This is a genomic window from Shewanella sp. HL-SH4, from assembly GCF_051164845.1.
In the GTDB taxonomy this organism is placed as follows: Bacteria; Pseudomonadota; Gammaproteobacteria; order Enterobacterales; family Shewanellaceae; genus Shewanella; species Shewanella glacialimarina.
Window position 1 is genome coordinate 3,682,838 of sequence record NZ_CP195037.1, and the last position, 11,913, is coordinate 3,694,750.

8 protein-coding genes and 1 pseudogene are annotated in these 11,913 nt (G+C 38.4%); all 9 read left to right on the top strand.

Going from position 1 to position 11,913, the window contains the following annotated elements; all coding sequences use genetic code 11:
• The first annotated feature begins 49 nt into the window (after positions 1-49).
• The 9 genes and pseudogenes from ACRWQL_RS17195 (at position 50) to ACRWQL_RS17235 (ending at position 11,539) form a co-directional block, all read left to right on the top strand.
• Positions 50-1,072 (top strand): glycosyltransferase, encoded by a 1,023-nt coding sequence (locus ACRWQL_RS17195; RefSeq protein WP_434951268.1) that lies wholly within the window; start codon positions 50-52, stop codon positions 1,070-1,072.
• A 130-nt stretch (positions 1,073-1,202) separates the two neighbouring features.
• Entirely contained in the window at positions 1,203-2,726 is a 1,524-nt protein-coding gene (locus ACRWQL_RS17200) for a heparinase II/III domain-containing protein (protein WP_434951270.1), read from the top strand.
• Positions 2,723-3,892: a glycosyltransferase family 4 protein gene (locus tag ACRWQL_RS17205; RefSeq protein ID WP_434951272.1), complete on the top strand. Its 1,170-nt coding sequence runs from the start codon at positions 2,723-2,725 to the stop codon at positions 3,890-3,892. The genes ACRWQL_RS17200 and ACRWQL_RS17205 overlap by 4 nt, the downstream gene beginning before the upstream one ends.
• Before the next feature lie 362 nt (positions 3,893-4,254).
• Complete coding sequence (locus ACRWQL_RS17210) at positions 4,255-5,655, top strand: undecaprenyl-phosphate glucose phosphotransferase (RefSeq protein WP_434951274.1); 1,401 nt, start codon at positions 4,255-4,257, stop codon at positions 5,653-5,655.
• Positions 5,656-6,125: 470 nt separating this feature from the next.
• Positions 6,126-7,328, top strand: coding sequence for an outer membrane beta-barrel protein (locus tag ACRWQL_RS17215; RefSeq protein ID WP_434951276.1), 1,203 nt, complete (start codon positions 6,126-6,128; stop codon positions 7,326-7,328).
• Positions 7,329-7,336: 8 nt separating this feature from the next.
• Positions 7,337-7,869, top strand: a pseudogene (locus ACRWQL_RS17220) (polysaccharide biosynthesis/export family protein).
• Positions 7,869-10,100, top strand: a complete 2,232-nt coding sequence (locus ACRWQL_RS17225) for a GumC family protein (RefSeq protein ID WP_434951278.1) — start codon at positions 7,869-7,871, stop codon at positions 10,098-10,100. The pseudogene ACRWQL_RS17220 and the gene ACRWQL_RS17225 overlap by 1 nt, the downstream one beginning before the upstream one ends.
• A complete protein-coding gene (locus ACRWQL_RS17230) occupies positions 10,100-10,828 on the top strand; it encodes a tyrosine-protein phosphatase (RefSeq protein WP_434951280.1) in 729 nt (242 codons plus the stop codon). Before ACRWQL_RS17225 ends, ACRWQL_RS17230 begins: the two co-directional genes overlap by 1 nt.
• 6 nt (positions 10,829-10,834) lie before the next feature.
• Positions 10,835-11,539 carry a hypothetical protein gene (locus ACRWQL_RS17235; RefSeq protein WP_434951282.1) on the top strand — a complete coding sequence of 235 codons (705 nt, stop codon included), beginning with the start codon at positions 10,835-10,837 and terminating at the stop codon, positions 11,537-11,539.
• Positions 11,540-11,913 lie beyond the last annotated feature (374 nt).

The following is an 11,913-nucleotide window of genomic DNA, read 5'->3' on the forward strand; positions in this document are numbered from 1 at the left end:
ATTCTTATTTATTACAGAACTAACTTTTTAGGAATGCGAATTAAATTTTATGAAAAAAACAATACTGATAGGTCCACTTCCTCCACCGCTTGGTGGGGCAACAATACTATTCCAACAGCTTGTAGACGATTTAAGTTTAAGGTCAGATCTCGATTTGAAAGTAATTAATACATATTGTTTAAAAAAAGATAGTGACTCACAAAATATAAATATATTTAAGCGCTTTTTTCATGTGTCTTATGAGCTTTTTCGAAATATAAAAGAATATGATTCAGTAGGTTGTCATGTATCAAAAAGAGGTTTTAGTGTTTTTGCGCCATTAGTACTTTTTATAGGTAGACTATTTAATAAAAAAGTAATTATAAGAAAGTTTGGTGGAGAGTTAAAACATACTTATGAATCATCAAATATAATATATAAAAAAGTTATAAAATATGTAATGACGGCTGATGAGGTTTTGCTCGAAACAATAGAGCAAGTTGACTTTTTTAGTAAAGAGTCTCCTAGTTCAAGAATACTTTGGTACCCAAATAGTCGACCTGGTTCACAAAAAAAGATAGTAGATAAGAAATTTAATAAACGCATAATATTTTTAGGTCATGTTAAAAAATCAAAAGGTATATTAGATCTTGTTGAAGCTGTGAAAGGTTTAGATATTAGTTTAGATATATATGGTCCTTTAATCGGGGTTGCTGAATCTCAATTGAAATTTAATAATATAACTTATAAAGGTATTCTAGACAGTTCGCTTGTCGCAAAAACCATCTCAAAATATTCACTACTTGTTTTGCCTACGTATTATGAAGGCGAAGGTTATCCCGGAGTAATCATTGAATCTTACTCTGTTGGTGTTCCTGTTGTATCAACAAATTGGAGAAGCATTCCTGAAATTGTTGAACATGGTGTTACAGGAATGTTGGTTGATATAAAAAATCCTGCAGGGCTTAAAAGTATTTTAATAAAAATTGAGAAAGATGAAGGATTATATTTAAAACTTTGCATTGGAGCATGTAATAAATTTACTGATTTTGACTCTAAAAAACTTACAGATAAATATTTTTCAATTATATAAAGGACTTGTTTTGACTTCATTTGTATTAAAAAAGTTAGTTAAAATAAGATTGTATATTCTTACAGTTAGGTACCTTACATTCAGGCAGGTCTTGTTTCAATTAATACGTAAGTTATTTGGTAGAAATAAAGTGTTATTAACAAACTATATTCCTACAAAAAGTAATTGTAATTTTTCTTTTTATTTTAGCTTGAATAAGCATTCATATTTACTTGATATGAAAGTCACTTGTTTAAATCAAATGAATAATTTCTTTGATGTCATTAATCGAGAAGAAAGTTTCCCTAAGCTTTATGTATATAATTTTCATTATTTTGATTTCTTAAATAACCCGAGAAGTCCTCAAAAAGATAATTTGGAGGCTATATATATATGGATAAATGATTATGAATATCAGAATAAACTTGGTGGTGATGCATACCCAACTTCATTAAGAATAGTTAATTGGATAAAGTGGGCCACAAAGCAGACGAACCTTCAACCAATTTTTTATAACAGTTTATATAATCAATCAAAACTTTTATATGCAAATATAGAGTATGAAATTGATGGAAATCACCTTTTTGCTAATGGTAAGGCATTAATTTTTTACGGTATTTATTTTGATGGTGATTGGGCTGAAAAATGTTTAAATAAAGGTCTTAAAATTATAATTAATGAACTTGATAGGCAAGTGCTCAAGGATGGTGGCAATTTCGAGTTAAGCCCAATGTACCATGGTATCATGTTAGAGGATTTGTTAGATTTATATATACTTGCCTTACCAAATAATTTTAACTACGAAAATATTATTCATTTACTTAAGCCATATATCGAGAAGATGATTGATTGGTTGAAAATTATTATCATAGATAAAGTGACTTATCCTCATTTCAATGATTCAACTCAAAATGTAGCACCTTCTCCCAAGAATTTGTTTGATATTTCAATTAGCCTTGGTTTCAATAATGCTAGCTATGATGGATCTTTCTTGTTAGCTCAAACTGGCTATTGCGTTTTGAAATCAAAAGCTTTCTCTCTATTGTGTGACGTAGCTAATGTTGGGCCTGACTACATACCTGGGCATGCGCACGCCGACACTTTATCTTACGAATTATGGGCGAATGGTAAAAAATTAATCTGTAACTTAGGTATATCAGAATACGGCACTGGACCACGAAGGCTTTATGAAAGAGGTACATCCAGCCACAGCACTGTTGAGATTAATGGAAAAAATTCAACTAATGTCTGGTCTGGTTTTCGTGTTGCTGAACGGGCAAGAATATTAAACCAAAATTTTAATATTGAAAATAACATCTTGAATGCCACGCATAATGGCTACAAGAATGTATTGCATTCAAGACAGTGGATACTTTGTGATGATGAATTAGAAATTATTGATATAATTAAATCTAAAAAAAATGTTTCTTTTAAGCTTTTTCACCATCTAACACCTAATGTATACTGTGAAAAAATTAATGATCACCTTTTTAAAATTAACGATGGCATTTCCGATTATACCTTTGAACTTGTTGGTCTTGAACAAACAAGATTTGAGAAAAATCAATACGCTATTGCATTTAATGTTTTAGAAGATACAACAACAATTGTCGGTTCAGGCTGTTCTTTAAATGAAGAACATGTATTCAAAAGTATACTAAGGAAAATAACTTGAATAATAGAGTTACATTAATATGCGAGAGTTTTTTACCTGAAAGGACTGCTGGTTCTAACCGCGCACTTTCTATTATAAATACTTTACTGCTTAGTGATTATCAAGTGACGGTTTGCTTTTTAATGCCTTTAGGCTGTGCATCCCAAGATTACATCTTCCCAAATGAATTAAAGTGTTTTACTAATTTAAAATTAATACCTGTTACTCGAAAAATTTATAACAAGTCTAATTTACTTTTTCGATTAATGAATGAAACAATGCAAGCTAAAAAGTTGATATCTAAATCGTTAGAGGTAGATTCTGATACTATTATCATTAGTACTCCGATGTTAATGCTTCTTCCTGTAGCTGCTTGGTATCTTAAAAATGCCAAAGTCCATACAATCCTAGAAGTTAGAGATTTAATTTGGCGATATTATGAGTTTAAAACAGGTCTTTTAAGTTACCTTATATCAGAAGTTCTAACTAAAATAAGTATTTATTCGATTAATAAGTTTGATGATGTTGTAACTGTAACTCACAGTCAGCGAGAGTGGCTTGTTTCTAAAACTAAGACTAATGTTATTGCTATCGAAAATGGAATTGATCTAAATACCTTGCAAAAATTGTCTACTGTAAATAAAGGTGCGTTGTTAGATGACTCAATTATTTATGCAGGTTCTATTGGTTATCCACAAAACATAAGTACATTAGTTGAGGCTGTTTACTTACTTCAAAACAAAGGGGTAATTATTAGGCTTACTATAGTTGGTAATGGACCTGAATTTGATAAAGTATCAGAACTTATAGAAAAAAGGAAGTTGTTAAATGCAAGGGTCATTCCTGCAGTGAAATTCGAACAACTAAGTGAAGAATATAGTAACCATAAGATTTTATATGGTCAACTTCGAAATATACCTTCATTAGAGACCGCCGTACCGACAAAAGTTTTCGAATATTTAGCTATGTCAAAGCCCATAATTTTTGGTTTAAAGGGTGAGGCTAAAGATATTTTATTAAAATTTGAAGGTGTAGTTGTGGTCGAACCCGATAAACCACAAGAACTAGCAGAGGCAATACTTAAACAAATTAGCAACAATGTTTTTAAAGGTAATAATTATAACCAACTACACAGTAACTACTTGAGAGAGAATTTAATTTCTAAATATAAAGATTTAATTTGTTAAATTATTAATTGTGATGTGGTTATAGTTATTTTTTACTACTAATAATATAATTCATTATGGTTTTTCGGAATGAAACCACGTCATTGTCTTAATTGTAAAGTGAATTTTATTAATAAATGGCTAGGTAGGCTGGATTTGGTTTTTGTCTGAGTGCATTTAAAGTGCCGCTTTAAGCCTTAAGAATTACTTAGTTTTTAGATGTATAATAAAGATATTTATTGTTTTTTTATAAATGCTGGTTGGATGAAATAGTGTTAGTCAATGCCTAATTATGTTTTTCATTCGCTTTAAAATAAAGGTTTCACCCAGTGTTAAATGACAATGTACTATTTGATTTTTTGTATTTTATTTAGGTAAATGACATGGATAGCCCTTCTCAACTTCAGTTTGTGGATTCTAAAACGAGTTTCTTATTTCGTATGGTTGATATTGCATTGGTCATATTTTCTTTATTCATTATCACCTATGGCTATGACGTGCCTTTTAGTAAGGACTACCTACTGGTGCTTGCGGGAGTACTGCTGCTATTCAGTTATATTAGTGAGTCATTTGGGTTATATCGATCGTGGCGATTAGGTAAGTTTTCCAACATGTGTCGCCTATTGGTTCTGATTGTGACCATATGTTTTGTGTTAATGGTGACTACGCTGTTTTTTTTCAAGTATGCCGAACTGTATTCACGGGTGGTGATGGTTGGCTGGTATGTGCTGTCGGTCATCTTATTATTAAGCTGGCGCTTTTGTGTACGTGAGATAAAACGAATAAGACGGGTTAAAGGTTACAGCATTGATAAGGTGGCCATTATTGGCTTAACCGACATGGGCATGAGCTTGTATGAAGAGATTTGGAAACATGATGAGCTTGGCTTTGATTGTGTAGGTTTTTTTGATGACAGAGACCCTAGCCGGATTGAAAACCACGAGCCTAAGTTAATAGAAGGCAATATTAATAATGCGATTGAATTAGCCAAAAGTGGCGATATTCAAAAGTTATATATTTGTTTACCTTTACTCGCCGAAAAGCGTATTGCCGACATTATTGAGCAATTGGGTAATACCACTGTTGATGTGCTGATTACCCCTGACTTTTTAATTAAAAACCTGATGCATGCACGCATTGGCAATGTGGGTGATGTTGATACCATTAGTGTGTTTGAGTCGCCAGTGAATGGCATGAAGCGTTTTTATAAGCGCAGTTTTGATGTGGCTTTCAGCTTTTGCGCCATTATTGCCATATCGCCTGTGTTATTAGCGGTGTCTATTGCGGTGTTTGTTACCTCACCAGGGCCTGTGTTGTTTAAGCAGGACAGATACGGCTTAGATGGCCGTAAAATTAAAGTGTGGAAGTTTAGGTCGATGACGGTAACTGAAAATGCTGATGTTGTTACCCAGGCCAGTAAAGGGGACGCGCGGGTGACTAAAGTGGGCGCGTTTATTCGCCGCACCTCATTAGATGAGTTACCGCAGTTTTTTAATGTGTTATTGGGTGATATGTCGGTGGTTGGCCCAAGGCCCCATGCGGTATCGCATAATGAACAATATCGCAAGTTGGTAAGCTATTACATGTTGCGCCACAAGGTGCTACCGGGTATTACCGGTTGGGCACAAGTGAACGGTTGGCGCGGTGAAACCGACACATTAGATAAGATGGAAATGCGCATTGAATATGACCTAGCCTACATTCGTAACTGGACCTTGTGGTGGGACGTAAGAATTGTGTTTATGACCTTATTTAAAGGCTTTGTCGGCAAGAATGTGTATTAAAATATTTAACCTTGTAAGTGAAGTTTGCTCAACCCTGAGATTAACCTTTGGTTTATTGATAACGGGCGTATAGACCTGATAATAACCTTAAGCCAATGTCATCAGTGACATGATGACTGTTTATAAATAGATAGAGTGTTAGCAAAGGTGCAGTGAAGTTAACAGCTGACTTTTTAGCTCTGACTTATTAGCACTGACTTATTAGCATTGGCTCAATTGATGGTTTGGTCATTGCTAATCAACAAGTTGTTAACAAAGTCGCTGAGTAAGTCGTTAAGTAAGTTGTTAACTAAATTGTCAAGTAGTAAGAAGGTATGATTTTTTGGGTTGTGGGGCATTAAGTCCTTATAATTCAATTAGCATGCCGCTAAAAATTGATTAAAAGATTGATAGTTTAAAATGAAACCGATAGGCTGTCGTGAAAATTTCACTTCACCTGTTTTTACATGCTTTTTATAAGGATATACAAGATGAACGGCCCATTTAAATACAGTTATTGTTGTGCAGCTTTGCTCAGCGTGTTTGCTTTGTCGCCAGCTTTTGCTGCAGATGAACAGCCTGGCGTGATTCAAACGGCATCTGGCATTGATTTAATTCCGTATCTTAATACTGGTTTTAAATATGATGACAACATTGCCAGCACTAAAACCTTTAAAACAGACAGCTGGATTTTAGGTGTTACTCCTGGTTTGCAAGGTCAATTATTGGATGGCAATAATGAATACACCTTCCAAACCAATATTGATTACGGTAACTTTTTAGACAGTTCTGACGATAACTTCTTAGATTTTAATCTAGGTGGTGCAGCAGATGTAGAACTAAACCAGTCAAACAAGTTTAACCTTAATGCAAACTATGATGCTGGCCATGAAGAACGTGGTAGCGGATTATTTGAAGGTAACGGTGATTTACAAAATGAACCTGCTACTTTTGACAGTTACAATGTAGGTGGTTTTTACGAGTACGGCGCACAAACAACCCCTGCGCGCGTGCAAGTAAATGCCAATTACTACGACAAAGAATTTACTAACTTTGAAGCCATTACTGTCTACCGTAACTATTCTGACACTGACTATGGTGCCAGCTTTTATTACGACAGCGGCGCATCGGTTAGCTGGGTATTTGATGCTAGCGTAGTTAACACTGATTACCAGATTGCTGACTTAAGTGGCGACCGTGACAGTACTAGTACCTTCTACCGTGTGGGTGTGGACTGGGAAGCAACCGCTGCTACCGCAGGTTCTATCCGTATTGGTAACCAGGAAAAAGACTTTGATAATTCAAGCCGTGATGACTTTAGTGGTTTATCGTGGGACGCCAGTGTGACATGGTCACCATTAACCTACTCAGCACTGACATTCAATACCGGTAACAGCGCTAAAGACCCTAATGGTGCGGGTAACTATATTGAGTCAACCACCTATGGCGTAAGCTGGGACCACGGTTGGAATGACTTTGTATCAACTAACGTAAGCTATAACCAAACCGATGATGACTATAACGGCGTTGACCGTCAAGATGAGCTAAAAGTGTTCTCACTTTCAGCATCTTACGTGACCACTCGTTGGTTAACACTTGTAGCGGGTGTTGATGTTACTGACAGCTGGTCTAGCGATGAAAACTTTGGGTTTGATCGTAACGTTTATTATATCAATGCTCAGATGACATTATAGGTTTTAAGATGAAGTGGTTTTTTATTCCGTGTTTGTTTGCCTTGCTTGTACTGCTAAGCCCGATAACGTCTGCTGAAGCAATTGATGACAGTTATCGCTTAGGTGCAGGTGACACCATTGTGATTAAAGTGTTTGGTGAAGATGACCTGACACTTGAAACGCAGATCACCAATAGTGGCAAGGTAAATTACCCTTTTTTAGGTACTCTTTCGGTTAAAGGCTTGTCGATAAAGCAAGTTGAAGAATTGGTATATAAAGGTTTAAAAGGGGATTATTTGGTTGAGCCTAATGTGTTTGTTGGCATTGTGCTATATCGACCATTTTATATTCACGGTGAAGTTAAAAAACCCGGTGGCTACCCCTATCAGCCAGGCATGACAGTCAATCAGGCTGTCGCCCTGGCAGGGGGCTTACCGAACGTGCCTCGCAGGAGAAAATTTTTATCTCACGCGAAGGGACCAAGTCAGAATCAGTGAACGGTACTATTAATAGTCAAATTAGCGCTGGCGATACTATTACTATTGAACAGAGATTTTTTTAATGACGTCGCAAGCCCATTTGTTACTAAACGAGCCGAACACTGCTGAGCAAACCAGCGAGCAGGTGATTGATTTACGCAAGCTGATTAAGCCGGTGTTGCAGTCAAAGTGGCGTATTTTATCGTTCGCGATGTTAATTACCGCATTAACCACCTTTGTGGTGTTTAGCTTACAACCTATTTTTAGCTCGACCGCCACCCTGCTGATTGAGTCAGAGCAGGCGCGGGCGATTAAAATTGAGCAAGTTTATGGTATGAATTCTGGCCAGCAGGAATACTATTTAACTCAGTTTGAAATTATTAAGTCGCGCTCTATTGCCGAGCGAGTATTTAACCAATTAGATTTAATTAATCACCCTAGCTTTGAAGCTAAGCCTTCAGCCTTGTCACAGGTAAAGTCGCAGGTTATATCCTGGTTAGATTTTTTACCAATGGACCTCAGCGAGGCTGAAGTTGATGATGCGGCCAAAAAGCAAAAGTTAGTTGATGACTTTATGGCAGACATTAACGTGTCGCCTGTGCGTAAAACCCAATTAGTGAACATTAGCTATAACAGCCCAGATGCTAAGTTAGCCGCGGCTGTGGCCAATGCAATAGGCGATGCTTACATTGTTAGCCAGTTAGAGGCTAAGTCTGGCATGACCCAAAAAGCCAACGTATGGCTGGGTGGGCGTTTAGAAGACTTACGGGTAAAGTTAGATGCGTCTGAGCAAAAGCTTGAGTTTTTTAAAACCCAAAACGGCCTGGTTGACGTTGAAGGCGTAACCGCGTTAGACGCTAAAGAACTTGAGCGTTTAAGCGATGAAATTACCGTTGCCAGATCAACCAAAGCACAAGCAGAAAGCTTTTTAGCGGTAGTCAGACAATATGGTAAGTCAGATATTGGTCGCCTAGAAAGCTTGCCTGAAGTGACCTCGCACATGTCGGTGCAAAACGTTAAAAAAGACGTCATTTTAGTTGAGCGTAAAGTGTCTGAGCTGTCACAGGTTTACGGCCCTAAACACCCTAAAATGATTGGTGCCAATGCCGAGCTAGCCACAGTGCAGCAAAACCTACGCACTCAAATTGGGCGATTAGTGCAAGGTATTGAAGATGAAGCACAATCAGCTACCCAAAAACTAAAAGCCCTAGAAGCGCAATTTAGTCAGTCTAAAGGCTCGTTTCAAAATTTAAGCTCAGTGGACACTGACTACCGCAGACTTGTACGTGAAGTTGCCACTAACCGTCAGCTATTTGAAAGCTTTTTGTCGCGCCAAAAAGAAACCGAAGTGACCGGTGACTTTGACTCGCCAGTGGCACGCTTTACTGATTACGCTGTGATGGCGTTAGAGCCGATAAAACCGAAGAAAAAGCTGATTGTTATATTAGCCTTTGTTGCCAGTTTAGGTTTAGGTATTGTATTGGTATTAGTGTTTGATTCGATGAATGACACTATTAAGTCTACCGCTGAGGTTGAGCAAATACTGGGGCAGCGTGCATTAGGCTATTTACCTAAAGCCGGCAAAAAAGAGACCTTTGAGCAAATTAACTTTGCCTTTTTTGACCCCGAAAAACGTCTGCATGCTGAAAATGTGCGATCGATTCGTACCTCATTGTCTTTGTTGGCGATTGGTGAACCCTTGTCGGTGATTGAGGTGACATCTTCGTTTCCTAACGAAGGTAAAACCACAGTGTCGATGAATATCGCGTTTGCCTATTCGGCGATGGAAAAAGTGCTTATTATTGATGCCGATATGCGTAAGCCGAGTATGGGTATGCGTTTTGGTTTGCCAACGTTCCAACATGGTTTAGCCAACTACCTAACCGGTACAGATGCACTAAGCCATTGTATTGTTGAAAACGTTAAACCGAATGTTGACTTAATGCCAGCTGGCGCAATACCGTTAAACCCGCTAGAGCTGTTATCTTCGCCTAAGTTTGCTGAGTTGTTGGCCGAGTTAAAAGGCCAGTACAGCAAAATTATTATTGATACGCCTCCGGTACATGCCGTGAGTGATGCCTTAGTGATGTCGTCACATTGTGATGCCGTGGTTGCTGTGGTTAAGGCTAATAATACTCGTACAGAAGCGATTAAACTGACCTTAGCTAAGTTAACTCAGGCGCGTGGTAAAGTGTTTGGGGTGGTATTGAACCAGTTTAATACCGACGAGGCGCGCCAGTATTATGGTCAATATGGTTACTATGAAGCCTATGGCCATGATGCTAACGCTAAAACCGATGGAAAGTCTGCATAGTGTTTGATTTACATTGCCATATTTTACCTGGCATAGATGATGGGGCTAAGTCGATTGACGAAGCCCTAGCATTACTTGAATTAGCCGAACAGCAAGGTATTACCCATATGGTGGCCACGCCACATATTCATTTGGGGGTGTTTGATAATAATATCAGCACAATTACTGCAGCATTTGAGTTATTGCAGCAAGAGTATGCACTTAGTGGCGGTAAGCTAAACATTCGTGCCGCAGCCGAAGTGCGTATTTGCCCTGAAATCATGTTTTTTATTGAACGGCAACAATTGCCTTTTATTGGCAAGTTTGCCGATAAAGATGTGCTATTGCTTGAGTTACCCAGCAGTCATATTACCCCAGGCACAGATAAGTTAATCGGCTGGTTGTTGTCTAAAAATGTTTTACCTATGATTGCTCACCCTGAGCGAAACCGCGAGCTACAAGCCCACCCTGAACGGATTGAGTTATTTGCCAGGTTAGGCTGTTTATTTCAATTAACCGGGGCTTCGTTACTGGGTGATATGAGCGACGCGGCTAAAACCTTGGCTGAGAAATGGATTATAGAAAAGCGCTACACCATAGTGGCGTCTGATTGTCATAGTGTGAACAGGCGTCCGCCAAAGCTTGCCCAGGCATGGCAAAGAGTGTGTGAGTTAACAGATAAACAGTACGCTGATGATGTTACCCGCAATACGCCTGCGTTAATTTCTGCTTGTTTATTTAATGATTAATATTGTATGTCGATAAAGCGTTATTCCCGCCAGTTTTTTTTACTATTGCTGTTGCTCGGCTTAGTCAGTTTATTGCCTTTGGTGTTTAACCAGGGCGTAGCGAGTACTTACCATTTTAAATCTAATTTTTACCTTACTGCCTGGCAAGGTAAAACGGATATTGATGAAACCCAGTACCGTGACGCCTTAGCGGCTGCAACCAAAGCTTATGATTTAAATGATACTAGCCCGCATTATGCTATTACTTTGGCTAAAGTGATGGAGTGGGGTATTTATTCAGGTTTTGACGCGTTTACAAACGACGAGTTTAACCACTTATTTAACCAGGCCATTAAGCTGCGCCACAATTGGCCTGCGGCCTATAGCGATTACGCGTTTAATTTGGCATTTTACCAGGCTAGACCCGATTTAGCCTTTGAGCAGCTGCGCCTTGGACTAGATTACGGCGCTTTTGCCCCTGAGGTAGTGCAGCAGGTGTTAACGGTTGGCTTTGCCAATTGGGACACTATTGCCATGGAAGATAAGTATTTAGTGTTTGAAACCCTAAAAACTGCCGCCGGAATGGGTTATGACACCCGTCGTCATCTTGCTAGTGTTATGGGGTTGTTCCAGAAACAGTCTGTAGTGTGCAGCTATTTTAACCACCTGACAGAACCGCTAGCAGAAAACACTGCTAACTGGATAGAGCATACCTTGTGTAAAAAACGGTAGCGTGACGAGCAGCGAATCATCTGCCCCGTCATCTGTCCCGTCACCTGTCGTCATCGACTGTGTCATCCGGGTATGTTTCTACTACGTCATCCGGGTAATGTTTCTACTACGTCATCCCGGTAATGCTTTTGGGCCGGGATCTAATACGTCACCCGGGTATGTTTCTACTACGTCATCCCGGTAATGCTTTTGGGCCGGGATCTATGACGTCATCCGGGATGTTTCTATTACGTCATCCCGGTAATGCTTCTGGGCCGGGATCTAAATCCTTTAGCCGCAGTTCAGGCGCTTAAAGCCAAGAATGGATCCCCGATAAAAGCATTCGAGGATGACGGCAAAATAAGCATAGCAAACTGGCTTTTTTATTATAGCCT